Genomic DNA, 23683 nt, shown 5'->3' on the forward strand with positions numbered 1-23683 from the left:
ATCGGATGTAGGGCAACAGAAGCAGAAGAGCCAATACTGCAAGCTAGGCTGGATCCCAGCCACCCTGTTGACCCAACCTCAGCCGGCACCCTTTAATCTACCGCGAAAGTCCGCCGGCACGCGCAAGACCCGCAGCTCCCAAAGAGCAAAAGTCCCAGTCTCCTGAGCTCCGGCGGAGATGGGGCGCTCACGGGCGGGATCCCACAAGAGCCAGGTACTTGCCGTCAATTAAAAAGATGCCATTGGCAAACTGCACACTGTAGGTGCCCAACAGCCGCCGCTGCAAGATCACCCCTTGTTCGTGCAGCCGAATCAAATGGGCGGGGCGCAACATCGGCATCGGGTCAGCCGTTTTCAAGTAAGGAGGCATCTCTACCACCTCAACCCTCGCCCCCACCGGCAGCAAATCTTGAGCTTCAGACATGACCCCACAAGCATCGACGCTACACAACAAAAGGATAGCTTGGTAGCCCCGCACTTGAGTGCGGGGCGGAAAAGCCCGCTAGCGACTTTGGTCGCTTACCCATGATGGGGGTCGTTGATATAGTTTCATAGCTCAAACAACCTGTCCCTGACTTCTCCTACCAAGACCTCTTTCCTTACTCTTTGGCCAAAAAATAAGATAAACAACCGCTAGCCCCACAGCATGGTTGTAGTGATTGTACCGTTGACTTTCCTCTCGTACTATCGCTTGCCCATGTCAGACTGCGGTTGTCATGCCGCTTGCCAACAATGATGGAGTGCGGCTGTCAGCAGGTTCGAGTCAGGAACAGGGAGCTAGTCCCCCTATTAGAGTACTTGTGTCAACAGTCTAATAAGGTGTACAACTGTGCTTTGTACTATGCGAGACAAGTCTATTTCAAAACGAAGCGATGGGCAAGCTATGGTGAGCTTTGTGCTGAGATGGGGAGAACCCAAAGCAAGCACTTCATCGCAATGTATGTTTCCGCCGCGCAACAGGCCTGTAAGTCTGTAGCTGGAGTGGGTCTATGCCAAGCCTGCTCGACCCCAATCGCTGGATCCGAGAAAAGCTCTAGCAATTGACCACGGAGTCAACAACTGGCTTACGTGCGTTAGCAACTTAGGACATAGCTTCATCATTGATGGCCGCAAAGTCAAGTCCTTTAACCAGTGGCACAACAAGGAGCTGGCTAGGCTCAAGACTCACAAGCTGCCGGGGTTTTGGTTGCAGCAGCTTGACCGAATTACGGAAACCGGCGGATGCGGGATGCAATCCACAAAGCTGCGGGCAAGGTCATTGACTTCTGTTTGCACCACTCAATTGGGAGAATAGTCTTTGGTTGGAACAAAGAATGCGGTTTAGGGAAGGTCAATAACCAAAACTTTGTTTTCATTCCAACAGGTCGGTTCAAGGAGCGTATTGCGCAATTATGTCAGCATTATGGCATGGAGTTTATTGAGGTAGAGGAGGCGTACAGCTCGCAGGCAAGCTTCCTAGATGGAGATGAGCTACAGCCTTTTAATTTAAAATAGGGTACAGGTATTCAAGAGGAAGGAGAGAAAGGAATGCCGACTCATTCTTTGGATTTGCGGCAAAGAGTTGTAGCAGCCTACCAGGCAGGTAACACCTCCATCCGCCAGGTAGCTAAACGCTTCATGGTGACCAAAAGAACAGTACACCGCTGGGTGCGTCAGTACCAACAAACTCAAGATTTAGCCCCTAAGAAAGCAGGCACCAAGCGAGTGGGCATTTTGGAACAACATCGGCAGGAAGTGATGGCAATTATTACAGAACACCCAGACTTCTACCTGTGGCAGTATCAAGAACTGTTGCGCGAGCGCTTAGGAATCAATGTAAGCATCGTCACGATACATAATTTCTTGAAAAAGCAAGGAATGACTTTAAAAAAAAGACCTACCGCAGTGCAAAAGTCAAAGAAGAGGAGGTGCAAAGAGAACGACTAGCTTATAGTCAAGAAGTCAGGGATATTCCAGCAGAGGATTTGATTGCCCTCGACCAGACAGGGGTCTGGGAGGGAATGGAGCGGGGAGTATCTCGGAGTTTACGTGGTCAACGGGCTTATCATTATCGTCAGAGATACAAGGGTGAAAAGTATACGGTTATTGGAGCTATTTCCTTGAGAGGTGTAGTTGGCTGTCGTGTCATCAAGGGTGGGATGAAGAAAGGAGACTTTTTGGAGTTTTTGAGAAGCGAGCTATGTCCGAAGCTAGATGCGAGGAAGGTTGTGATTATGGACAATTTAAATATCCACAAGAGTCGGGAAGTTGAGGAATTGATTAGGGGTACAGGAGCACGAATCCTATACTTGCCTGTGTATGCGCCGGAGTTGAATCCCATTGAGATGATGTGGTCGGTGTTGAAGCATTTTATTCGGCAGCTTTGCAGAATTGGGAAATATAGCATGGAGCAGATAGTGAAGACTTCTTTACTACTGATCAATCCATCCTCCTTCCGAAGTTGGTTTGCTAAGTGCTGCTATTGTACCCCTTGAGCCCTTAACAGGCTGTACCACCCATCAACCTTGCGGGTAACGGTAGCAGTCTTGATCGTAAAACCGTCGGGCAAAGGACGGTGCTGGATCAGCTTAACCGGCCCAATTTTGGGCAGATGGATAAACTTCCCTCGAATGCAGTCCTGCTTCATTTGGGGGAAGGTAAAGGAGCGGTACCGCCCAACACCCTTAAATCTCGGCCTTCCTGCCCGCTTGCCGTTGGAGTCACCTTTGATCCATCTATCAAAGGCCCTTTGTACCCGCCGTATGCAGTCTTGGAGCACCTGGGAATAAATCTCTCGGTATTCAGGAAACAAAGCCTTGGTATTGGGCAAGTCCCGCTGCTGCGAGTACAAGTCGGGCTGCTCCTTCAACTCAGGCAGATGACAGACCGTTAAGGAGCAAGCATGGATACCGCAGCGATTTTGCTCCCACCAGCGGAAGCGCTCCGCCAAGCGATAGTTGTACTGTTTACGCAACAACTCCAGCCACTCACCCATTAGGGCGACTTGGCTAGAAGTAGGGCGCAAGCGGTACTGGTAGGCAATTCGCACATGAGATTACGATATCTGTTCATGAGTGTCTTCGCCATTCATCCCGACCCTGACCGGCCCCCCAGTCCCCCCGTGTACGGGGGGATATAGGGGGGTACAGGGCAGGCCTTCCTGGCGAATTAGGTAAACCTTGAACGCTATGACCTCCGCTTCTGCCCCGCCAGACCTGAAAGCCCACGGCCTTTCCCCAGAGGAATACCGCCAGATCCAGCAGCAACTGGGCCGGGATCCCAACCCCACCGAGCTGGCCATGTTTGGGGTGATGTGGTCGGAGCACTGCTGCTACAAGAACTCCCGCCCTCTGCTAAAGCACTTTCCCACCACGGGCGAGCGGGTGGTGGTGGGGCCGGGGGAAAATGCCGGCGTGGTGGATCTGGGGGATGGGGACTGGCTGGCCTTTAAGATCGAGTCCCACAACCATCCTTCCGCCGTGGAACCCTTCCAGGGGGCGGCCACCGGGGTGGGGGGCATCCTGCGGGATATCTTTACCCTGGGCGCCCGCCCCATTGCGCTGTTGAACTCTTTGCGCTTTGGGCCGCTCACGGATCCCCGCAACCGCCGCCTCATGGCCAGGGTGGTGGAGGGGATCGCCCACTACGGCAACTGCGTGGGGGTGCCCACGGTGGGGGGGGAAGTGGCGGTGGATCCCTGCTACAGCGGCAACCCCCTGGTCAACGTCATGGCCCTGGGCCTGCTGGAGACGCCGGCGGTGGTGAAGTCGGCAGCGCGGGGAGTGGGCAACCCGATCTTGTACGTCGGCGCCACCACCGGCCGGGACGGGATCCGCGGGGCCAGCTTTGCCAGCGCCGAGCTCAAGGAGGACGCGCAGCAGGATCGGCCGGCGGTGCAGGTGGGGGATCCCTTTCTGGGCAAATGTCTCATCGAGGCCTGTCTGGAGGCCTTTGCCACGGTAGCGGTGGTGGCGGCCCAGGACATGGGGGCAGCCGGGATCACCTGCTCCACCGCAGAGATGGCCGCCAAAGGAGGGGTGGGGATCCGCTTTGACCTCGACCGCGTGCCGGCGCGGGAAAGCGGCATGGCGGCTTGGGAATACTTGCTCTCGGAGTCCCAGGAGCGGATGCTGCTGGTGGTGCAAAAAGGCCGCGAGGCGGAGGTAATGGAGATCTTCCATCGCTGGGGCCTGCAGGCCAGCGTGGCCGGAGAAGTCATTGCCGAGCCGCTGGTGGAGATCTGGCACCAGGGATCCTGCGTGGTGAGGGTGCCGGCGCGGGCCTTGGCGGAGGATACTCCTGTTTACGTCCGCCCCCTGTTGCCAGAGCCGCCGGAGTATGTGCAGGCAGCCTGGCAATGGGATCCCAGTACCCTTCCCCCCTGCGACCGGCAAGGGATCCACCTACCCCAGAAAACGCTGGCGTGGGAGCAGGTGCTGCTACAGCTTTTGGCAAGCCCCACCCTGGCCAGCAAAGCCTGGATCTATCGCCAGTACGACCACCAGGTGCAAAACAACACCGTCCTTTGGCCGGGACAGGGAGATGCGGCGGTTATCCGCATCCGCTCCCAAAAATTTGGCGTGGGCGAGGTGCCCCCTCTGCAGGCTGCCCGCAAAGCCATTGCCGCCACCCTAGATGGCAATGGCCGCTGGGTGTATTTGGATCCCTACGAGGGGGCCAAGGCCGCCGTGGCCGAAGCCGCCCGCAACCTCTCCTGCGTGGGGGCGGATCCCCTAGCCATAACCGACAACCTCAACTTCGGCAGCCCGGAAAACCCAGTGGTGTACTGGCAGTTGGCCCTGGCCTGTCGGGGGATTGCCGAGGCCTGCCGCGCCCTGGGCACGCCGGTTACGGGGGGGAACGTCTCCCTCTACAACGAGAAGGGATCCCAGGCCATCTACCCCACCCCCGTCATCGGCATGGTGGGCCTCATTCCGGACTTGAAATTCATCTGTGGCCAGGGGTGGCAGCAAGAAGGGGATCTCGTCTACCTCTTGGGATCCCAGGCCGTCACCAGCCTGGGCGGCAGCGAGTATTTGGCGGCAATCTACAACAAGGTCACGGGTCGTCCTGCCCCCGTGGATCTGGAGCTGGAAAAGCGCGTGCAAGGGGCCTGCCGCCACGGCATCCGCCAGGGGTGGGTGCGCTCCGCCCACGACTGCAGCGAGGGAGGGCTGGCGGTGGCCTTGGCAGAAGCCTGCCTGAGTGGGGGCCGCGGCGCCAGCGTCTCCCTAGCTCCTGGATCCCTGCCCTGGGATCAGGCCCTCTTTGGCGAGGGATCCAGCCGCATCCTCGTTTCCGTCGATCCAGCCCAGCGCTCTCCTTGGGAAGCCTACTTAGAGTCGCAGCTCCCCGGCCAGTGGCAGCTTCTAGGACAGGTGGGCGGGCCTGCGGATCCGTTGGTGTTGACAACGGCAGAAGGGGATCCCCTGTTGTCAGTCTCTTTGGCCGCCCTGCAGGGTGCATACTACAGCGCCTTTGCCGACTAGCCGCCTAGCTCCCCTCTCCCTCAGGGAGAGGGGCTGGGAGAGGGGCCGGGGGTGAGGGGGACTACCTCAAGCTGATTTTGCCTCAGACAAATTGGCCTGGATCACCTCCCGGTAGTGGGACTTGGGCTTGACACCCACCACCTGAGCCACCAGCTCCTTGTTTTTGAAAAACTGCACCGTCGGCGTGCAGGTGACCCCCCCTGCCTCGGCGATCTCCGGGTCTTTCTCGATGTCGATCTCCACCACATGCAGCTTGTCGGCAAACTCTTCGATGACCTTGTTCAAGATCAGCTTGAGGGCATGACAAGGGGCACAGGTGGGGGCGGTGTACTTGACCATCAGCAGGCGATCGCTTTCGTGGTAGAGCCGCCGCAGGGCATAGCTCCCCTCGTGGCAGGTCTGGCTGAAGTCGAGGTCATCTTGCACCTCCTGCTCAAAACTGGCCTCCTCAACAGCCGAGTCTCCCTCCGGCTCTACCTCGACAGCAGAGGCAGAAGCGGGCTCAAGATGGCTTTGAGGGACGACGTGATACTCCTGTGCCAGGCCGTGTTCGGAGAGCCAGCGCTCCGCCAGCATGGCCGCCATACAGCCGGTGCCGGCAGCGGTGATGGCCTGGCGAAACTCGTGATCCTGCACATCCCCGGCGGCAAACACGCCCTCTACACTGGTGGCTACAGATCCTGGGCGGGTGACAATGTAGCCCACTTCATCCAGTTCCAGTTGCCCTTTGAACAAGTCGGTGTTGGGCTTGTGGCCGATGGCGTAGAACAGGCCGCCCACTGCCATCTCCCGGATCTCGCCCGTCTGGTTGTTGCGCACCTTCACCCCCGTCAGGCGCAGGCCGTCGCCCAGAACCTCCACCGCCTCCGTGTGCCAGTGGACGGTAATCTTGGGGTGGTTGAGCACCCGGTCTTGCATGGCCTTGCTGGCCCGCATCTTGCCACTGCGCACCAGCATGTGGATATGGGATCCAAACTTGGTCAGGTAGGTGGCCTCCTCACAGGCGGTATCGCCGCCGCCAATGACCACCAGCTCCACCCCCCTAAACATGGGCATGGCCCCATCGCAGACGGCGCAGGCCGACATGCCCCGGTTCCAGTAGATCTCCTCTCCGGGCAAGTGCAGGCGCTTGGCCGTGGCCCCGGTGGCAATAATCAGGCTGTGGGTGCGCACTTCCCGTTCGTCAGAGCGAACCACAAAAGGCCGCTGGCTCAGATCCACAAAGGTGACGTCCTCGGGGTAAAGCTCTGCCCCCCACCGCTGCGCCTGGGCACGCATGTTTTTCATGAGTTGGGGGCCACTGATGCCCTCGGGAAAACCCGGAAAGTTCTCCACCTCGGTGGTGGTCATCAACTGCCCGCCCGGGATCCCGCCCACCTGAAACCCCTCAAACACAACCGGCTTCAGGTTGGCACGCCCGGCATAAATGGCCGCCGTAAACCCAGCAGGGCCAGAACCAATAATCACCACGTTCTCAACCCGACTTTGCTCTGTCATCCGATGTCGCTCCTTGCTGTTGCTGAAAACTAAACCAAACTCATAACGACTACGTTTTAGCCTAACACGAGCTGGTACCCTCGGCGAGGCTGGAGCTTGTTAGTCCCATTTTCGCTTTCCTCTAGCTAGGGGGACAGGGTTTTGTCTCTGTCTGGAGGACAACAGGGCAGAAACGCCTGGCTGAGAGGCGCGATGGCCAACCTCTGGAGCAGAAGGCCAAAGCCAGGGCAATTTCGTATCAGAAACTACAAAATGCTGAGATCGGCCTTTCTAGGATGGGTGAGCGCTTTTGGCTCATTCAAGTCGAAGCGTGGGGATCCCGTCTACCTTTGATTACCCCAGTCTCAACCGCAACCCAATCAGGAGAGAGTAATGGCATCCACGCCCCAAGAAGTGCTTCAGATGATCCAGGACAACGATGTCCAGATGGTGGATCTCAAGTTTGTGGACATCTTCGGCACCTGGCAGCATGTCTCCTTCCACCCCTCGATGATCACTGAAGAAACCTTCCGCGAGGGAATCCCTTTCGACGGATCCAGCATTCGGGGTTGGAAAGCGATCAACGAGTCGGACATGTACATGGTGCCGGATCCCAAGACGGCCTGGATCGACCCATTTTTTCAAGTGCCCACCCTCAGCCTCATCTGCAACATCATCGAGCCGCGCACTGGCCAGCCCTACAGCCGTTGTCCGCGGAGCCTGGCGGCGCGGGCGGTTGCCTATCTGCAGTCTACCGGCATTGCCGACACGGCTTACTTTGGCCCAGAGGCAGAGTTTTTCATTTTTGAAGATGTGCGGTTTGACCAAACCCAAAATGCCGGCTACTACTTCGTAGATTCGATTGAGGGCCGCTGGAACTCAGGCCGGGAGGAAAAAGGCGGCAACCTCGGTTACAAGCCGCGCTACAAAGAAGGCTATTTCCCCGTCCCGCCTACCGATGCTCATCAAGACCTCCGCACCGAGATGCTGCTGACGATGGCCAAGTTGGGGGTGCCTATCGAGAAGCACCACCACGAGGTGGCTACCGGCGGGCAAGGGGAGCTGGGCTACCGCTTTGCCGATCTGATCACGGCTGCCGACTACATGATGATTTACAAGTACGTGATCCGGAACGTGGCCCGCAAGCACGGCAAGACGGTGACGTTCATGCCCAAGCCCCTCTTCAATGACAACGGCAGCGGCATGCACACGCACCAGTCCCTCTGGAAAGACGGTCAGCCCCTGTTCTACCAAGAGGGCAACTATGCCGATCTCAGCGAAACGGCTCTCTACTACATCGGCGGCCTGCTCAAGCACGCCCCGGCCATCCTGGCCTTCACCAATCCCACCACCAACTCCTACAAGCGCTTGGTGCCCGGGTTTGAGGCGCCGGTAAACCTGGCCTACTCGCAGGGCAACCGCTCGGCTTCCATTCGCATTCCGGTCACGGGCAAAAATCCCAAGGCCAAGCGGCTGGAGTTTCGCTGCCCCGATGCCACCTGCAACCCCTACATCGCCTTCTCGGCCATGTTGATGGCCGGCTTGGACGGGATCAAGAACAAGATCCACCCCGGCGAGCCCCTGGACAAAGACATCTACGATCTAGAGCCAGACGAGCTGGCCAAGATCCCCTCCACGCCCGGATCCCTGCTGGATGCTCTGGAAAGCCTGCAGAAGGATCACGCTTTCTTGTTGGAGGGAGGTGTCTTTACCGAAGATCTCATCGAGGCCTACATCGAGTACAAAATTGACAACGAGATCAACCCCATCAACCTGCGGCCTCACCCCTACGAGTTCGCGCTCTATTTCGACGCCTGATTCTCATCTAAACTATTAGTTCTCGGCCAAGGCTTTTGAACGGGATCCCTTCTTGCTGGAGGGATCCCTTTTTTGTGCCTGCTATGGTACTCTGGATGGGGGTGCTGAGTTTACAAACTCAGGGGGGGTTTGGATGGGATGGCTTATAGCTCTTATTATTTGGGTCCTTATTCTCTTAGGCCTTCTGGCGCTTGTTGTCTATCTAGCTGACTATCTAGAGAAGAAGCGTCGGGAAGCTTTGGAGCAGGTGGCCAGGAGCCTGGGCATGTCGTTTTCAGCAGAGCTACCCGAAGGGATCCGCTCCCGCTTGCTTCAGGCTGGCTTTGAGCTATTCCAACGAAGCGGCGCTCGTTTCTACAACTCGATGTTCAAACGACTGAACGATGGAACCGAAATCGCCATCTTTGACTACAGCTGGAAGGCTTCCAGAAAACGAAGCGGCGCTCGTTTCTACAACTCGATGTTCGAACGACTGAACGATGGAACCGAAATCGCCATCTTTGACTACAGCTGGAAGGTTTCCAGAAGAAGAAGAGAGAGAGAGTATTACTTTTCTGTTTTCTGGGCCTATTGCGAAGACCTACGGCTACCTCATTTTCGGCTGCACCCAGAAGTTCCCTTGTTCCACGACGTTGCTAAAGCTTTTGGCATGCAGGATATTAATTTCGAGAACCATCCCGACTTTTCTCGCCGCTACCTTTTGCGCGGAGAAGATGAGGCTAAGATTCGCCTGCGCTTCCACCCCAGTTTCCTCAACTTCTTGGAGCAGCATCCTCCTTGTTATGCGGAGGGCTTCGGGCCGCAGCTTGTCATTTGGCGGGATTACCCACCACCGGTGACTCCAGAAAAAATGGCAGACTGGCTGCGCTTTGGGGAAGAATGGGTGCAGCGACTGCGGTTGCGTCGGGTTTAACTCTCTGGATCGTCCCTCAAGGCCACTCCCTGGGTATGATGAGAGGAAGAGTTTAAAAAACGTAACGTGTCTTCCTCATTGTCCCAGGCGGTTGTTCTCATTACAGGGGCCACAGGGGGCATTGGCAGCGCCCTTGTGCCTCTCCTGGCCCAGGCCGGAGCCCATCTGGTGCTGGCGGCGCGGCGAGAGGATCCCTTGCGCACGCTGGCGGAGAAAGCGATGTCCCTGGGGGCTGCCTCCGGGCTGGGGATCCCTGCCGATGTGACGGATTACGCTCAGGCGGAGGCCCTGGTCAACCAGACCCTCCAAAGGCACGGGCGGATCGACGTGGTGATCAACTTGGCCGGAGCCGGGATCCTCAAGCCTGCCCAGCACATTACCCCTGTTGAGCTGGAGCGGATGCTGGCGGTCAACCTCAAGGGCAGCTTCTACACCAGCCAACTGGCGGCCAACGCCATGCGGGAGCAAAAATCCGGCCACATCCTCAACTTCCCCGGCATTCTGGGCCGCCACCCCATGGCCATGGCCTCTGCCTACTGTGCTGCCAAGTTTGGCGTGGTCGGTTTTACCAAGTGCATGGCTGACGAGCTGAAGCGCTTTGGGGTACGCTTTACTCTGTTTTACTTTGGCGGCATCGACTCCCCCTTCTGGGATCCCATCAGCCTCAAGGTGCAGCGGGACAAAATGCTCAGCCCTGCCACGGCTGCCGAGGCGATTCGCTTTGTCCTGACGATGCCTGCCAATGCCGTGCCCAACGAGGTGGTGTTGCAGCCGGAAAGCCACCAGTTTCTCTAAGGCTTGCCGAGTTCTGGAAGAAATCCCTGCTGCAGGATCCAGAGCTGGCACAAGTCGGTATTGCCAGCGGGAACTTCCCCAGGCAAGAGAGGGTGGGTTGGGGCTGGCCAGATCTCCTTGCGGCCCTTTGGGCAGATTGCCTCCATAATCAGGAAGACGTCCAGCCGGGGGCCTAGCCGATGGAGGCCATACGCTCACTTGTGCAAGAGGAGCCCATCCTCTCCTTTGCTCTGTTGCTGGGGGTGATCCTGGTGGTGCCGCCGCTATTTGAGCGGCTGCGCCTGCCGGGGTTGGTGGGCCTTTTGGTGGCGGGGATCGCCCTGGGTCCTCAGGGACTGAACCTGTTGACTTCAGAGCTGCCGACGGTGCAGTTGCTCTCGGAGATCGGCGTGGTCTATTTGCTGTTTGTGGCCGGGCTGGAGATCGACCTGGAGCAATTTCGGCAGACCCGCAACCGCTCTGCCACCTTTGGCTTGTTGACCTTTGCCATTCCCCTAACCGTGGGCACCGCCATTGGGCGGCTGTTTGGCTTTGGCTGGAACGCGGCCATCCTGCTGGGATCCCTGTTTGCCTCCCACACCCCCCTGGGCTACCCCATCGTCAGCCGCTACGGTCTGGTGAAAAACGAGGCGGTGCTGGTCACCATCGGCGGCACCATCTTCACCGACATTGCCGCGCTGCTGGTCTTGGCGGTCTGTGTCGGCATCCACGGCGGCGAGTTTTCCCTCTGGAGCTTGGTGCGGCTGCTGGGATCCCTGCTGCTGTATGCGGCTGCTGTGCTGTTTGGGGTGGACTGGCTGGGGCAGCGGTTTTTTCGGGTCACCGGCAGCGAAGAGGGCAACCAATTTTTGTTTGTGCTGCTGGCTCTGTTTGTGGCGGCTCTGGGGGCGCAGTGGATTGGGGTAGAGAAGATCATCGGCGCCTTTCTGGCGGGGCTGGCCGTGAACGATGTGCTGCGGGAGGGCTCTGTCAAAGAAAAGATCGTCTTTGTCGGCAGCATCTTGTTCATCCCCGTCTTCTTTGTGGATATAGGGCTGTTGCTTGATCTACGCGCTTTTTTGCAGACCCTTAGCTCCCTTTGGCTGCTGTTGAGTATCCTGCTGGGGCTGGGCCTCAGCAAGTACGCTGCTGCCCAACTCTGTCAGTGGCTCTACCGCTACACCCCGACCCAAAAGCTGATGATGTGGTCGCTCTCCTTGCCCCAGGTGGCGGCTACCTTGGCGGCAACCCTGGTGGGGTACCGCGTGGGGTTGCTCAATGCAGACGTGCTCAACAGCGTGGTGGTGTTGATGTTGGTAACGGCCACCCTGGGCCCAATTTTGACCAGTCGGGCGGCCACGCAAATGGCTATGGAGGAGGAACAGAGTCGGTTCCCATCTCCACCAGGAGTCGCTCCCGCCTCCGCAGCGCCGCCTCCCCAGCCCTACGTGGTCGTGGTGCCGCTGGCCAATCCCGAAACCGAGGAAAACCTGCTGGAGATGGCCTGCCTCCTGGCCAAGCAGGAGGGCGGGCGGGTGGTTCCCCTCTCGGTGGCGACCGGCCACCTGCACATGGACTCTCCCTTGCTGCAAACTTCCCTGGAGCACGGAGACCACCTCCTCAAGCGGGCGACGGAGTTTTGTCGGCCCTTTGGGGTGGAGGTCACCCCTCTCTGCCGCATCGACAGCCACGTGGCCCAGGGGATCAGCCACGCCAGCCGTGAGCAGAACGCCAGCCTCATCGTCATGGGCTGGAGCGATCCCACCCGCTTACAGGCCCGCCTCTTTGGCAGCGTCATCAACAGCGTCCTCTGGGCTGCCCATTGCCCAGTTGCCGTAGCACGCCTGCTCCATCCCCCCCACAAGCTGCGGCGGATCCTGGTGGTGCTGGAAAACTTTCGCTCGCAGACGGCTCGGGCGGTGCGCCTAGCCCAGATCTTGGCCGCCGCCAGCCAGGGAGAAGTTACCTTGCTTCACATCTGCTTCGCCAGCACCCCCGAAAGCGATCGCCAGTGGCTGGAGGCGCAGCTTTTATCCCTAGCCCAACAGCCAGACTTGGGCTACCCCGTCCAGGTCAAGGTCTTGGCCAGTGACGAGGTCGTCAAAACCCTCTTGCAGGAGGCCCAAGGATTTGACCTGGTGGTGCTGCCCTCTTTTCGTCGGCGCAACCCCAGCGGGAGCCTATCCTTCAGCGACACGACCACTCGCCTCCTAGAACGCCTCACCTGCTCTCTGATCATGCTCGGAGAGCCACTGTAAACTGCTCTTCCAAGGGTAGGCCCTGAGGTGGGACTCGATGTATTTGCCTAGTTTCGGCAACAGGGATGTGGTAGCGATAGCTGCTAGCGGGCTTAGAAATGCTGATGGGTGTGGGGGTGCTGCTTGATGTTGTCGGCATCCCTCACTTCCATTGCCGCATTGAGAATCCGCCGCGGCTCAGCGCTGAAATGGAGCTTGAACACCCCCCTCTCTGGCGTGCAGACCTGGTGCAGAGGGATGTGACGAAATTGGGGCTTGCTGCGGTACGTACGGGCCGCCGCTTGTAGCCGCTCCACAAAATCTTCTCCCAGCACCACCCCTGGCGGGAAAACATCGGCGGGCAAAGTCGGGATCCCGTTGTCGACAACTTCTGCGTAAGTAGTGGCGTAGAGAAGGCAGTAGGAAGTGCTGCGGCGCTCTTGGGCCAGGCAATCCAGGGCGGCGGCGGGAACCGGCTCGGCCACCAACACCTCCCTGAGGCGACCGTCCTCATCCCGTTGGAAGCAAGAGGCCACTCCCAGAACTACATAGTCCAGCCCCTGGACGGTGCCTGAGCTGAGGTGAGTTTGTGCCGTATCCGCCATCGCTGCCCTCTCCGCGTTGCTGGTTGAACTTTCTTGACCTCAGGTAAGTGCCGGGATCCCATGACAAGACCCGTGGTCCTCACCTTAGCAACAACTTCAGGGTTGGACACCTTGCTCTGGGCAAGCCCAGCCCGCAGTTACCTGGGCCTAAAACTCCTGCCGCGCTTCTAGGGCACGGGCCAGGGTAACCTCGTCGGCATACTCCAACTCGGATCCCATGGGCAGGCCAAAGGCCAGACGGGTCATGCGCAGGCCGGGGGCAACCGGCTTCAGGTAATCTTTAACCACGTGCATAGTGACCTCCCCCTCCACGCTAGGGCTGAGGGCGAAGATCAGCTCTTGGGGCTTCTCCCGCGCCACCCGGGCCACCAGCTCGCGGATGCGCAACTGCTCGGCCCCGATCCCGTTCATGGGCGAGATCAGACCCCCCAAAACGTGGTAAAGGCCCTTGAACTCGCGGGTGCGCTCCATGGCGATGAGATCCTTGACATCGGCCACTACGCACCAGGTCGACGGATCCCTCTGCGGCGAGCGACAGATCTCGCAGGGATCCTCCGCCGACCAGTTAAAACAGATGGAGCAATGCTTAACGGTTTGCTTAGCCTCCAGCAGGGCTTTGGCCAGGGCCTCGACCTCGCCAGCAGGCCGGTTGAGCAAGTGCAAGGCCAGGCGCTGAGCTGTTTTGGAGCCAATGCCGGGCAGGCGCTGCAGCTCCTCGATCAGGCGAGCCAAAGGGCGAGTGTACATAGGAAGCCAGGCTGGCCGGGATCAGCCCAACCCCAACCCCGGCAGGCTGATGTTTCCGGTCAGCTCCTCCATGCGCTTGCGCATCGTCTCGGCGGACTGAGTGTAGGCGTTCACCATCGCCGTCAGGAGCAAGTCCTCCACCACATCCACCGGCTCCTGGAGCACTTGGGGATCCAGAGAGACCTTGAGGGGCTCCTGGTTGCCGTTCACTGTCACCTTCACTAGCCCATTGCCGGCCTCGCCGACGATCTCCATTTCTTCTAGCTCTTTTTGCAGCCTTTGAGCGCCGTCGCGCACCTCTTGGGCCTTCTTGAGGGCTTCTTGGATTTTGCCGAAGGGACCAAAGCCTCGGGTCATGGGATCCTCTTCTAGACACTGCTGTTCTACTCTACCCCTTTCCTCTTGTCGGTAAAAGTACCCGCCAAGCTGGAAACCCAGGTCAGATCGGCCTTTTTAGCCTGGGGTTAACCCTGACGAATTATCCTCAACAGAGAGGGCAAAAGCGTCCCCTGCCTGGAGGTGTCATGGCTCAACTGTTGCAGGATCCGCAGTCGCTAGCCGCCCAGCCCAGCCCCGTGCGCCAAAAGGCTTCTCCCTTGTCCTGGCGGCGCTGGATCCCGGAGCGCTGGTATGTTCACCTAGGCCTGTGGCTGGCCTGTTTGGCGCTGGGGTTTCCGGTGCTGTATGCGCTGATCGTGAGCACCCAAAACAATGCCGAGGTATTTCGCTATCAATTGACCTTTGGCTCCTCGTTGGCCTTTAACTGGCAGCAGGTGATGGTGGCGCGTCACCTAGGCCATTACATGGTCAACAGCGCCATCGTGGCCACGGCCATCACGGTGGGCAAAACGGTTTTGTCACTATTGGCGGGGCTGGCCTTTGTCTACTTTCGCTTTCCGGGCAAGGGGCTGGCCTTCGGCTTTGTGCTCATTACCCTGATGATGCCCACAGAAATTCTGATCATCGCTCTGCTGCGGCTGGTCACCAACCTGGGCTGGGGATCCACCTACTACGCCCTGATCGTGCCCTTTCTGGCCAGCGCCACCTCGACGTTTTTGTTTCGCCAACATTTTTCCAACATCCCCCGCGAGCTGGCGGAGGCGGCTCAACTGGACGGGGCCAACCCGCTGCAGTTTCTCACCCAGGTGCTGATCCCCCTGAGCTGGAACGCCATCGGAGCCCAGGCGGTGATTCACTTCGTCTACGCTTGGAATACGTACCTGTGGCCCCGCTTGATCGTGCAAGGCCGGGAGCGGCAGGTGGTGCAGGTGGGGCTGCAATCCCTGCTCAACCTGGATAGTTCCGCCTCCTATGGCCCCATGATGCTGGGGGCGATCATCGCCAGTATTCCGCCGCTGGTGGTGTTCATTGCCCTGCAAAAGCCTTTCATGAGCGGCCTGGCCCTCAGCCGCGACAAGTAAGTTAGCGAGATCCTCATCCCCGCGAGTGCTCCCTTCATGCCCAGAGATCTGCGCCGTTTCATCGCCCTGCTGGAGTCCCGTGGCCAGCTTCGCCGCATTTCAGCAGAAGTAGATCCCGACCTGGAAATTGCCGAGATCGCCGATCGCCTCTTGGCCTGCGGGGGGCCGGCGCTGCTGTTTGAGCGGGTGAAGGGATCCTCGATGCCCCTGCTGATCAACGTTTTGGGCACGGTGGAGCGCATCTGCTGGGCGCTGGGGATGGAGCAGCCGCGGGAGCTGGAGGAGCTGGGGAAAAAACTGGCCTTGCTCTACCAGCCGCGCCCGCCCAAAAATTTTGCCCAGGCCCTGGAGCTGGGGCAGGCGCTGTTCCGAGTCTTCCAAGCTCGACCCAGCCGGGATCTCTTCCCCCCCTGTCAGCAGGTGGTGCTGCTGGGTGAGGCGGTCGATCTCACCCAACTGCCCCTGCTGCGGGTCTATCCCGGCGATGCCGGGCGGGTGCTGACCTTGGGGCTGATGGTTACCAAAGACCCGGAAAATGGCATTCCCAATGTGGGGGTGTACCGCCTGCAGCTCCAGAGCCGCAACACGATGACGGTGCAGTGGCTGTCGGTGCGGGGGGCCACCCGGCATTTGCGCAAGGCGGCGGCCCTGGGCCGGAAGCTGGAAGTGGCAGTGGCCATCGGGGTGGATCCCGCCGTGATCCTGGCGGCGGCTACGCCCCTGCCGGTGGATCTGTCGGAGTGGCTGTTTGCCGGCCTCTACGCCGGCGAAGGGTTACACCTGGCCCGCTGCAAGACGGTGGATCTGGAGGTGCCGGCCCACGCCGAGATTGTTCTGGAGGGCACCATCACGCCAGGGGAGGTGGCCCCCGACGGCCCTGCCGGGGATCACATCGGCTACTACGGCCCTCGCAACGAGCAAGCTCCGCTCATCCGCTTCCACTGCCTCACCCACCGCCGCGATCCCATCTACCTCACCACCTTCAGCGGCAAGCCTCCCAAAGAAAACGACATGATGGCGCTGGCCCTGAACCGCATTTACACCCCCATTCTGCGGCAGCAGGTGCCGGAGATCGTGGATTTCTTTTTGCCCATGGAGGGCTTGGGCTACAAGGTGGCGATTCTGTCCATCGACAAGGCCTATCCCGGCCAGGCGCGGCGGGCGGCCCTGGCTTTTTGGAGCGCCTTGCCCCAGTTTAGCTACACCAAGTTCGTCATCGTGGTGGACAAGGACATCAATGTGCGGGATCCGCGGCAGGTGCTCTGGTGCCTGTGTTCGCGGGTGGATCCGCAGCGGGATGTGTTTATTCTGCCGGACAACCCCTTTGACGCCCTGGACTTTGCCACCGAAAAACGGGGTCTGGGGGGCAAGATGGGGATCGATGCCACCACCAAGCTCCCCCCGGAAACCGACACCCCCTGGCGGCAACCGCTTGCCCCGGATCCGCAAGTGGCCCGTCTGGTGGATCGCCGCTGGGCGGAATACGGCCTGGCGGATCTGGACTTGCAGCCGGCGGATCCGCGCCTATTTGGCTACGAGTTCTAGGGGTGGCTAAGAGGCTGGCAGGTGCAACAAGCGCTGTCTTGGCTGGTGCTGCTCCTGAGCTATGTCGGGCTGGGGCTGGGATCCCTGCCCAGGCTGCGCATGAACCGGGCCACGATTGCCCTGGCGGGATCCGCTTTGCTGATTGCCCTAGGAACAGTGCCGCTGCTGGAGGCTTGGGCAGCCATCGACGCGACCACGATTGTCTTTCTCCTCAGCATGATGGTGGTGAACGCCAGCTTGTCCCAGGGCGGCGCCTTCCAGCTAGCTTTGCTGGGCCTGATTCGGGTTAGCCGCAGTCCCTTTGGCCTTTTGCTCATGCTGGTGTTCGGCAGCGGGCTGCTCTCGGCCTTTCTCCTCAACGATACCCTGGCACTGGTGTTTACCCCCCTCACGTTGCAGGTGACAGCCGTGCTGGGGCTGAACCCTATTCCTTACCTCTTGGGCTTGGCGGCGGCCACCAACCTAGGGTCTGTAGCCACCCTGAGCGGCAACCCGCAGAACATCCTCATCGGCTCCTTCTCCGGGATCGGCTACCTGGAGTTTGCCGCCCAGATGACCCCGATTGCCGTGGTGGGGCTGCTGTTGGAGGTGGGGCTGCTGTGGCTCTACTACCCCGAGGTGCGCTCGCTGCAGCCCTTCGCCCAGGTGCCTTGGACGCCGCTGCGCCTCTATCCCCCCCTGTTGCGCAAGAGCGTGGCCATTACAGCGGGCCTGTTTGGGGCCTTTGTGGCCGGCCTGCCCCTAGCGGAGTCGGCCCTGGTGGCGGCGGCCTTGCTGCTGATTACCCGCCGGCTGAAGCCGGAGCGGTTTTTGGGGCAGGTGGACTGGAACTTGCTGGTGATGTTCTCCGGGCTGTTTATCCTGACACGGGCAACCCGAGAGCTGCTGGCCGGCTGGGGAACGAGTCTGGGGCCCTGGGCGGAGCAGGTGGCGGGATCCCCGTTGGCGCTGCTGGCCGCTGTCGCCCTCTTGTCCAACCTCATCTCCAACGTGCCGGCGGTGCTGCTGCTGCAGTCGCTGCTCCCGCTGCAGGGAAAGACGGCCTGGCTGTTGCTGTCTGCCGGCTCTACGCTGGCCGGTAACTTGACTCTGTTTGGGGCAGTGGCCAATTTAATTACCGTCGAAGCGGCAGCTAGAAAGGGGTATGTGTTAACGTTCGGGGAACATCTCCGCTTTGGCCTGCCCCTGACGCTGCTTACCCTTGGGTTTAGCGGTCTGTGGCTGGGTCAGCCCTGAGCCTTGCCGGGAGCCCTCACTGGGCACTAAGGGCGGCCAAAAGCTCATCTGCCAACAACACTGCCGTGTAGACCAAAGCCTGTCGCTGCTCAGGCGAGAGATTGCCAATGGCAGTTTGGGGATTGCTGAGCATGCCCTGCAACACCCTGCTGGCCACGTATTCCCGTTTGGAAACGCCGGGGCTAGAGATGGTGGGGTTATCCAGGGAAAACTTCTGGTGGTGCTCGAAGGGAAAGGCATATTCAGAAGCTACCGGCATGGCTCCACTCCAAACCTGGACTCTACGCTGCGCTTGGCCTATTTTCGCATTGTCCCTTGCGGGGAAGCTCCAAAAACAGATGCGCCGTACGCCTATTTGCTTCACCTGAACCGCGTGCGGCATCCCGGCTCCAAAGAGCATGACTCTAGTCAGTGATATGCTGGACTATACTGAAAATAATGTACAGTATGTTCAGTATGGCTGCTTGGTATGGCTAGGTATGTAAAACCGAGAGAAGCGGCGGATTATTTTGGGGTGTGTCTCCACACCTTGAGGCGATGGGAACAGAAGGGCTGGATCCATGCAGTACGTACACCATCTGGTAGAGCGAGAAGGTATAACCTCGACAGCTACATTGGCCTCCGGCCCGCTGACGCGAACAGAGCACCCAAGAAGGACAAACGAGTCGTTTTGTACGCCCGAGTCAGCAGTCGAGGGCAGAAACCAGACTTGGAGAGACAGATTGCAAGACTGGTTAACCTCTATCCTGGAGCCGAAGTGGTCGGAGAGGTTGGCAGCGGTCTCAACTTCAAAAGGCCAAAGTTCCTTGCCTTATTGGAACGAGTTCGTGCGGGAGATGTCGGAACAATTGTGGTCGCTCACCGGGATCGACTCTGCCGGTTTGGATTTGAGTTCGTTGAGTGGTACTGCCGTCAATACGGGTGCGAAATCTTGGTTCTCGATGACGATCACCTTTCTCCCCAACAGGAACTGGTTGAGGATATCCTCACCATCTTGCACTGCTTCAGCAGTCGGCTCTACGGACTCAGAAAATACCGGGCTGCAATCGAGAAAGATACGGATTTATCCGGAGCCAGCGCTGGCTAAAGTCTGGAAGCGGTGGCAAGCGGCGTGCCGGTACTGCTACAACCAAGCGATTGCCTATCAGCGTCAGCATGGTGCCCCAAAAACGGCCAGAAAGCTGCGGGACATCATCCTGCGCTCCGACCTGCCCGGGTGGGTGAAGGACGCCCCCTGCCACATCAAGCAGAACGCGGTCGTCGAGGCGTGGTTGGCGTTTCGCCGAAGCAAAGACGCGAGGTTTCGCAGTGTGCGAGACAGGTCGCATACGCTGCAATTCAACGCCGGCAACTTTCGCAATGGGACGTGGTATCCGAAACTCACCCGAGGCTTGGCGTTCCGTGCATCCGAGGAGATGCCCAGAGAATGGGCACGCGGAACTGAGCTAATGCGGGTGAAAGACAGATGGTATGCCATCTTTCCTGAGCCCGTGAACGAGCAGTGTTCGTTAGCAAAGGGGGTTGTTGCGCTTGACCCTGGGGTAAGAAGCTTCCTTACAGGGTTTGATGGGGCGGGCTTTGTAGATATCGCCAAGGGAGACTTTGGCAGGATCGTTCGGCTGTGCTACCACCTAGACGATCTGCAATCTAGGCTGAGTAAAGCACCGAGACCCAAGCGTAGGCGAATGCGGCAAGCGGCGTTTCGTCTGCGGGAGAGAATCAGGAACTTGGTGGACGAGTGCCATCGCAAGGTAGCGGCGTTCTTGACGGATAACTACCGATTGATATTCCTCCCCACTTTCGAGTCAGCCAAGATGGTTGCCAAGGCAGGGAGGAAGTTTGGTAGCAAGACAGCAAGGGCGATGCTCACCTGGGCGCACTACCGGTTCAAGCAGCTCCTGAAGTTTCAAGCCAAGAAGAAAAACGTGGTTGTCGTGGAAGTATCGGAAGCGTACACCAGCAAAACCTGTACCAAGTGCGGGCACATCCACACTAAGTTGGGTGGTGCAAAGGTGTTTAGATGCCCAAAGTGCAACCATAGGCTACCACGAGATTGGCAAGGCGCTCTGGGTGTTATGCTCAGAGCTTTGCGGGATACCGCCTTTCTGTTTGGACTCCGTCCGAGTAGCGCGGTCGCGTCAGCATCGCGTAGTGACAACGGAAACGGACAGAATGCTATCGCTTCACCGCTGAGCAGTAATGCTCAGCAGTGTTCAGCGTAAATGTATCAGCTTGCCCGTCGCCTGGAGCAGGCGGCCAGGGAGCCCTCCAGTTGTTACCCTGGGGCTCCGGCAGGGGCAGCAGCGTTAGCGACAGGATTGGGCATTCCCAAAAAGATGCAGGAAAATCAGGAGAAGTTGAGCCGGGATCCCAGACCCACCGGCTCTCCATCTCGTTTGCTGAGGAAACCCGATGCACGACCTGGACAGTTTGCCAGAACCGGTAGCCGATGCCCTAATCAAAAGCCTGCTTACAGATGTGGAGCGGCTGATCAACCAGCACGGTTTGTCGGAGGTTTTGGTGGGGTTGGCCATGTATTGCAATGTGCAGTTCAAGGCCAAGTTCAATAAACCCAACCGCACCGAAAAGGATGAGGAGCTGGGATTTTACTTCCGCGACGCCGCCAAAGCTCTGGAGGTAGCGGCCAGCCTCACCTATCGCACCATCGATCGCTCTCGGCCCACCTCGCCTGGCACCTAGACTTTAGGGATCCCTTTTCAACCCTCACCCCCGGCCCCTCTCCCAGCCCTCACCCCCGACCCCTCTCCCAAAGGGAGAGGGGAGTTGGCGAGCGCTCCGGGGTGGCAAGGGATCCCCCTGAGTTTTTATGCTGGTGGGCGAAAGTTGCAGTGAGGCCGCGCGTGAGAGTTGTCTGGGAACGCAGCATTTACGGGGGCAATGGCCGGGTGCCCTGCATCGTCTGCGGTGGATGGGCCGCCCCTATCCCAAAAAAGGGGCAGCAGGTGTTGCTGGCGGTGGTCTATAACGACCGCGGCCAAATCTACGGCGAGATCTGCCGCAGTTGCCTCAGCCTGGGGCCCAAGGGCATCAAAGAGTATCTACGAGAGCGGATTGCCCGCCTGCGCAGGCAACTGCAAGACCTAGAGGAGCTGGAACGAGGAGAGGTGCAGTTGCCCACCCTGGAGCAGGAGCTGAGCGCCTACTTGGATTAACCGCTATACCTTCTTCTCGACCGAAACCTGCAGCCAGCAGCCCAGCTCGGCGGCCAGCCATTGCAACTCCGGATCGTGCAAGTTCTTCAGCTCGTACTTGCAAACGCCCGCCCAGATGTTCAACTGTGGGCCCACCTCTACCCGATCCCCATCGCAATCGCGTCGGGTATGGCGCGGCATCAGCTCCAGCCGGTGAGGAGATCCCGCGCCAGGCGGGTGGGTCTGCCGCTGCACCTGCTCAGCCGCCGCTCCGGTCGATGCCGCTGCTGCCAGGGTGGGCGCTCTGAGACCATATCCCCTCGCTTCTGGGGCTTCTAAACAGGGATCCCTTGAGAAAGTTGTTCTGGATCCCAGAATCATCCCTGGAAAGCCTGTCCGCAAGCCCCCACGCATGGGCCAGCAGCTTTCCCGAAACGGGGAGGATATGCTGGGCGACAGAGAGGGATCCCCACTTGCCGAGGCGATGGTTTTCTAGCTGAGTCTTCCATTCCGTCTGTTTTCCCCACCTACTACCAACAGTTGGGGCTTTCTGATACATTTACGCTGAACACTGCTGAACATCACTGTTCAACTATGCAGCGATAGCATTCTGTTTGTTTCCAAACAGAATGGCGGTATCCCGCAAAGCTTTGAGTAGAATACCCAAAGCGCAGTTTCCGTGTCGTCTTACTACCAATTTTCTGCTTTGCTTTGGCTACCATGTTGGCAGACTCGAAAGTAAACAGAAAGATCAACTGGTAGTAATCCGTACTGAACATATTATACATTATTTTCAGTATAGTTGAGCTTATTATTGACTAGAGTCATGCTCCCCAAGCCAGCCTGGAGGAGATCAAAGCCGTCTACCGCCGGCGGGTGCGCGAGATTCATCCGGATCGTCTGCCTGCCGATCTCCCCGAGGGGTTGCGGCAATTGGCCCAGCGAGAGTTTCTTCAGCTCCAACAGGCCTACCGCGTCCTCAGCGACAGCCGGCAGCGCCGGGCCTACGATCTCAGCCTCCAGCCTTCTCCTTTGCCGGTGCCGCAGCCGACCGTGGCCCCTGCCGGTTGGCTGGCCCTCTTGAGCGCTGTCTTGAGCGGAGCTGCTCTCTGTTTGGCAAGCTTGGCCCTTTGGAATGCTCGCATCCCGGCCCAAGGTTTGGATGTGGCCGGCAAAACGGCTGTTGTTGGCGCCCCTCAGTTGTCCGGCAACGCGGATCCCTCCCTGGCCACCGTCCCCCAGACATCCGAGACGGGCAACGCCTCGGAAAGGAGGATCTCGGCCCCAGCCGCCCCTTCTGAAGACTTCTTGAAGCCTTCCCCAGAGCAGGTCGACCGCTTCGCCCGCGCTCTGCTGGCGGTGCAGCCCCTTCTGGCGGCCACCCAAACTCGCCTGCAGCAGGCCAAGGGCAGCGAGGAACGTCGGCAAATTGAACAACAGTTTGAAACCGCAGCCGCCAAGATCATCGCCGCCCATCAACTGACCCCAGAGGACTATCACCGCATCTCTGCCAGCGCCCAGTCGGATCCGGGTGTGGCAGCCGCAGTCACCGCAGCCGTGCGCCGCTGGATGTCGCCCTAGCCCGACAAGACCCTGGCCTGTAGGCGGGAAGAAAAAACTTCGTAAATAACAGTCAAAGGCTGGCCTCGGTGCAGCAAAAGATAATGCCTAGCCCAAAAAGGGCCGCGACAGTTGAGCAGCCGGGCAACTGGCTCGGCTTCGCCATAGTAGAGGCGACGCACTTCGCGAAAGGTCTCCAGTTTTTCTTGGATCAGATTTTGGCCAATGGGCAAATCGGGATGGGGCAAGTATTGGGCCAGATGGTCGGAGTTCCACCAAGAGGTGGCATAGAGCAAGGGCTGCTGAGAGGTTGCTCCACACAGCCAAACCCGCCGCCGCAGCAAGGGGGATCCCAGCCGCGCCAGATCCTTGGTCAGCCGTTGCATGGACTGGGGGGCGGCGCTCTGCTCTGCCAGCAGCTCGACCCGGCCCGTGTCGAGCAGATGGGCCTGAATCGGCTCTTGGGTCAAGGCAGCCAGAGTGCGGGTGGTCAAGCCATCCCCCAAAAGCAGCAAGCGCAACACAGGATCCACCTGCACCAACTCAGGCTGTAGCGGATCTGCCTCCCCCTGCCAATACAGTTGCAGGGGCCACCAATCGCCTTGGCCAGAGGAGACGTTAGAACAGAGGGCAGCGCTCCAAGGGGATCCCGCAGCGTCGCCATGGGAGGTGAGTGAAGAAGGGAAAAGTTCCAAGGCGGAGGTTGAGTTGTTAAGTTCTGTATCGCTCCT

General features: G+C 59.1%; 25 protein-coding genes and 1 pseudogene. 16 read left to right on the plus strand and 10 right to left on the minus strand.

What is annotated here, in order from left to right:
* Window positions 1-187 precede the first annotated feature (187 nt).
* Complete coding sequence (locus CYA_RS06395; RefSeq protein WP_041438293.1) at window positions 188-424, minus strand: DUF3148 domain-containing protein; 237 nt, start codon at window positions 422-424, stop codon at window positions 188-190.
* Window positions 425-552: 128 nt separating this feature from the next.
* Window positions 553-688: pseudogene (locus CYA_RS14700) on the minus strand (IS200/IS605 family transposase); the annotation flags it as partial.
* Window positions 689-1039: 351 nt separating this feature from the next.
* Here CYA_RS14700 and CYA_RS15735 point away from each other — a divergent pair.
* The 3 genes from CYA_RS15735 to CYA_RS14420 all read left to right on the plus strand — a co-directional run bounded on the left by CYA_RS15735 (window position 1040) and on the right by CYA_RS14420 (window position 2474).
* Window positions 1040-1294, plus strand: a complete 255-nt coding sequence (locus tag CYA_RS15735) for a hypothetical protein (protein ID WP_369781492.1) — start codon at window positions 1040-1042, stop codon at window positions 1292-1294.
* Entirely contained in the window at window positions 1222-1494 is a 273-nt protein-coding gene (locus tag CYA_RS06400) for an IS200/IS605 family element transposase accessory protein TnpB (RefSeq protein WP_049749748.1), read from the plus strand. Before CYA_RS15735 ends, CYA_RS06400 begins: the two co-directional genes overlap by 73 nt.
* Before the next feature lie 33 nt (window positions 1495-1527).
* Window positions 1528-2474, plus strand: a protein-coding gene (locus CYA_RS14420; RefSeq protein WP_148203185.1) for an IS630-like element ISSoc15 family transposase whose coding sequence is annotated in 2 segments (ribosomal slippage) — window positions 1528-1864 and window positions 1864-2474 — 948 coding nt in all. Because the reading frame shifts where the segments join, the coding sequence is not laid out codon by codon here.
* Here the strand turns inward: CYA_RS14420 and CYA_RS06415 are convergent.
* A complete protein-coding gene (locus CYA_RS06415) occupies window positions 2459-3028 on the minus strand; it encodes an RNA-guided endonuclease InsQ/TnpB family protein (protein WP_011430209.1) in 570 nt (189 codons plus the stop codon). The two genes, CYA_RS14420 and CYA_RS06415, sit on opposite strands and share 16 nt — an antisense overlap.
* A 139-nt stretch (window positions 3029-3167) precedes the next feature.
* Here CYA_RS06415 and purL point away from each other — a divergent pair, with 139 nt between their 5' ends.
* Window positions 3168-5468, plus strand: a complete 2301-nt coding sequence (gene purL, locus CYA_RS06420) for a phosphoribosylformylglycinamidine synthase subunit PurL (protein WP_011430210.1) — start codon at window positions 3168-3170, stop codon at window positions 5466-5468.
* 66 nt (window positions 5469-5534) lie between these two features.
* Here the strand turns inward: purL and trxB are convergent, their stop codons facing one another.
* Window positions 5535-6965, minus strand: a complete 1431-nt coding sequence (gene trxB / locus CYA_RS06425; protein ID WP_011430211.1) for a thioredoxin-disulfide reductase — start codon at window positions 6963-6965, stop codon at window positions 5535-5537.
* A gap of 372 nt (window positions 6966-7337) precedes the next feature.
* Between trxB and glnA the strand changes: the two genes are divergently transcribed.
* The 4 genes from glnA (at window position 7338) to CYA_RS06445 (ending at window position 12707) form a co-directional block, all read left to right on the plus strand.
* Complete coding sequence (gene glnA, locus CYA_RS06430) at window positions 7338-8762, plus strand: type I glutamate--ammonia ligase (protein WP_011430212.1); 1425 nt, start codon at window positions 7338-7340, stop codon at window positions 8760-8762.
* A gap of 133 nt (window positions 8763-8895) precedes the next feature.
* The gene (locus CYA_RS06435) at window positions 8896-9675 is read left to right on the plus strand and encodes a hypothetical protein (RefSeq protein ID WP_148203186.1); all 780 of its coding nucleotides are present in this window, start codon (window positions 8896-8898) and stop codon (window positions 9673-9675) included.
* A 66-nt stretch (window positions 9676-9741) separates the two neighbouring features.
* Window positions 9742-10470 carry an SDR family oxidoreductase gene (locus CYA_RS06440; protein WP_099834908.1) on the plus strand — a complete coding sequence of 243 codons (729 nt, stop codon included), beginning with the start codon at window positions 9742-9744 and terminating at the stop codon, window positions 10468-10470.
* Between the two features lie 179 nt (window positions 10471-10649).
* Window positions 10650-12707 carry a cation:proton antiporter gene (locus tag CYA_RS06445; RefSeq protein WP_011430215.1) on the plus strand — a complete coding sequence of 686 codons (2058 nt, stop codon included), beginning with the start codon at window positions 10650-10652 and terminating at the stop codon, window positions 12705-12707.
* A 92-nt stretch (window positions 12708-12799) separates the two neighbouring features.
* Here CYA_RS06445 and CYA_RS06450 read toward each other — a convergent pair whose 3' ends face one another.
* The 3 genes from CYA_RS06450 to CYA_RS06460 all read right to left on the minus strand — a co-directional run bounded on the left by CYA_RS06450 (window position 12800) and on the right by CYA_RS06460 (window position 14395).
* Entirely contained in the window at window positions 12800-13291 is a 492-nt protein-coding gene (locus CYA_RS06450; protein WP_011430216.1) for a hypothetical protein, read from the minus strand.
* A 147-nt stretch (window positions 13292-13438) separates the two neighbouring features.
* Entirely contained in the window at window positions 13439-14038 is a 600-nt protein-coding gene (recR, locus tag CYA_RS06455; protein WP_011430217.1) for a recombination mediator RecR, read from the minus strand.
* 21 nt (window positions 14039-14059) lie between these two features.
* The gene (locus CYA_RS06460; RefSeq protein ID WP_011430218.1) at window positions 14060-14395 is read right to left on the minus strand and encodes a YbaB/EbfC family nucleoid-associated protein; all 336 of its coding nucleotides are present in this window, start codon (window positions 14393-14395) and stop codon (window positions 14060-14062) included.
* 167 nt (window positions 14396-14562) lie between these two features.
* On the opposite strand from CYA_RS06460, the gene CYA_RS06465 reads away from it, so the two are divergent.
* Genes CYA_RS06465 through CYA_RS06475 form a run of 3 tightly spaced genes read left to right on the plus strand, consistent with a single transcriptional unit; the run spans window position 14563 to window position 18240 of the window.
* The gene (locus CYA_RS06465) at window positions 14563-15459 is read left to right on the plus strand and encodes a carbohydrate ABC transporter permease (RefSeq protein ID WP_011430219.1); all 897 of its coding nucleotides are present in this window, start codon (window positions 14563-14565) and stop codon (window positions 15457-15459) included.
* Window positions 15460-15495: 36 nt separating this feature from the next.
* Complete coding sequence (locus CYA_RS06470) at window positions 15496-17004, plus strand: UbiD family decarboxylase (RefSeq protein WP_011430220.1); 1509 nt, start codon at window positions 15496-15498, stop codon at window positions 17002-17004.
* Between the two features lie 21 nt (window positions 17005-17025).
* Window positions 17026-18240 carry an SLC13 family permease gene (locus CYA_RS06475; protein ID WP_011430221.1) on the plus strand — a complete coding sequence of 405 codons (1215 nt, stop codon included), beginning with the start codon at window positions 17026-17028 and terminating at the stop codon, window positions 18238-18240.
* Between the two features lie 16 nt (window positions 18241-18256).
* Here CYA_RS06475 and CYA_RS06480 read toward each other — a convergent pair whose 3' ends face one another.
* Complete coding sequence (locus tag CYA_RS06480; protein ID WP_041438297.1) at window positions 18257-18499, minus strand: hypothetical protein; 243 nt, start codon at window positions 18497-18499, stop codon at window positions 18257-18259.
* Window positions 18500-18709: 210 nt separating this feature from the next.
* Here CYA_RS06480 and CYA_RS14090 point away from each other — a divergent pair, with 210 nt between their 5' ends.
* The 4 genes from CYA_RS14090 to CYA_RS06495 all read left to right on the plus strand — a co-directional run bounded on the left by CYA_RS14090 (window position 18710) and on the right by CYA_RS06495 (window position 21413).
* Window positions 18710-19327 carry an IS607 family transposase gene (locus CYA_RS14090; RefSeq protein WP_011430223.1) on the plus strand — a complete coding sequence of 206 codons (618 nt, stop codon included), beginning with the start codon at window positions 18710-18712 and terminating at the stop codon, window positions 19325-19327.
* Window positions 19215-20462, plus strand: a complete 1248-nt coding sequence (locus tag CYA_RS06485) for an RNA-guided endonuclease InsQ/TnpB family protein (RefSeq protein WP_148203187.1) — start codon at window positions 19215-19217, stop codon at window positions 20460-20462. The genes CYA_RS14090 and CYA_RS06485 overlap by 113 nt, the downstream gene beginning before the upstream one ends.
* Window positions 20463-20652: 190 nt before the next feature.
* Window positions 20653-20940: a hypothetical protein gene (locus CYA_RS06490; protein ID WP_011430225.1), complete on the plus strand. Its 288-nt coding sequence runs from the start codon at window positions 20653-20655 to the stop codon at window positions 20938-20940.
* Window positions 20941-21101: 161 nt separating this feature from the next.
* A complete protein-coding gene (locus CYA_RS06495; protein WP_011430227.1) occupies window positions 21102-21413 on the plus strand; it encodes a hypothetical protein in 312 nt (103 codons plus the stop codon).
* Between the two features lie 3 nt (window positions 21414-21416).
* Here the strand turns inward: CYA_RS06495 and CYA_RS15045 are convergent, their stop codons facing one another.
* Window positions 21417-21593 carry a hypothetical protein gene (locus CYA_RS15045; RefSeq protein ID WP_168174238.1) on the minus strand — a complete coding sequence of 59 codons (177 nt, stop codon included), beginning with the start codon at window positions 21591-21593 and terminating at the stop codon, window positions 21417-21419.
* Window positions 21594-22235: 642 nt separating this feature from the next.
* Between CYA_RS15045 and CYA_RS06510 the strand changes: the two genes are divergently transcribed.
* Window positions 22236-22973 (plus strand): DUF4168 domain-containing protein, encoded by a 738-nt coding sequence (locus CYA_RS06510; protein WP_071813511.1) that lies wholly within the window; start codon window positions 22236-22238, stop codon window positions 22971-22973.
* Here the strand turns inward: CYA_RS06510 and CYA_RS06515 are convergent.
* Window positions 22970-23647, minus strand: coding sequence for a chorismate pyruvate-lyase family protein (locus tag CYA_RS06515; RefSeq protein WP_228375486.1), 678 nt, complete (start codon window positions 23645-23647; stop codon window positions 22970-22972). The genes CYA_RS06510 and CYA_RS06515 overlap by 4 nt on opposite strands.
* Window positions 23648-23683: the final 36 nt, after the last annotated feature.

The organism is Synechococcus sp. JA-3-3Ab, from assembly GCF_000013205.1.
In the GTDB taxonomy this organism is placed as follows: Bacteria; Cyanobacteriota; Cyanobacteriia; order Thermostichales; family Thermostichaceae; genus Thermostichus.

Coding starts and splice junctions, on each gene's coding strand:
- CYA_RS06480 (WP_041438297.1), bottom strand. CDS start 18,499: ATGCCGGTAGCTTCTGAATATGCCTTTCCCTTCGAGCACCACCAGAAG.
- CYA_RS15045 (WP_168174238.1), bottom strand. CDS start 21,593: ATGCCGCGCCATACCCGACGCGATTGCGATGGGGATCGGGTAGAGGTG.
- recR (WP_011430217.1), bottom strand. CDS start 14,038: ATGTACACTCGCCCTTTGGCTCGCCTGATCGAGGAGCTGCAGCGCCTG.
- CYA_RS06435 (WP_148203186.1), top strand. CDS start 8,896: ATGGGATGGCTTATAGCTCTTATTATTTGGGTCCTTATTCTCTTAGGC.
- CYA_RS06450 (WP_011430216.1), bottom strand. CDS start 13,291: ATGGCGGATACGGCACAAACTCACCTCAGCTCAGGCACCGTCCAGGGG.
- purL (WP_011430210.1), top strand. CDS start 3,168: ATGACCTCCGCTTCTGCCCCGCCAGACCTGAAAGCCCACGGCCTTTCC.
- CYA_RS06400 (WP_049749748.1), top strand. CDS start 1,222: ATGCGGGATGCAATCCACAAAGCTGCGGGCAAGGTCATTGACTTCTGT.
- glnA (WP_011430212.1), top strand. CDS start 7,338: ATGGCATCCACGCCCCAAGAAGTGCTTCAGATGATCCAGGACAACGAT.
- trxB (WP_011430211.1), bottom strand. CDS start 6,965: ATGACAGAGCAAAGTCGGGTTGAGAACGTGGTGATTATTGGTTCTGGC.
- CYA_RS06465 (WP_011430219.1), top strand. CDS start 14,563: ATGGCTCAACTGTTGCAGGATCCGCAGTCGCTAGCCGCCCAGCCCAGC.
- CYA_RS06445 (WP_011430215.1), top strand. CDS start 10,650: ATGGAGGCCATACGCTCACTTGTGCAAGAGGAGCCCATCCTCTCCTTT.
- CYA_RS06460 (WP_011430218.1), bottom strand. CDS start 14,395: ATGACCCGAGGCTTTGGTCCCTTCGGCAAAATCCAAGAAGCCCTCAAG.
- CYA_RS14090 (WP_011430223.1), top strand. CDS start 18,710: ATGGCTAGGTATGTAAAACCGAGAGAAGCGGCGGATTATTTTGGGGTG.
- CYA_RS06395 (WP_041438293.1), bottom strand. CDS start 424: ATGTCTGAAGCTCAAGATTTGCTGCCGGTGGGGGCGAGGGTTGAGGTG.
- CYA_RS06490 (WP_011430225.1), top strand. CDS start 20,653: ATGCACGACCTGGACAGTTTGCCAGAACCGGTAGCCGATGCCCTAATC.
- CYA_RS06470 (WP_011430220.1), top strand. CDS start 15,496: ATGCCCAGAGATCTGCGCCGTTTCATCGCCCTGCTGGAGTCCCGTGGC.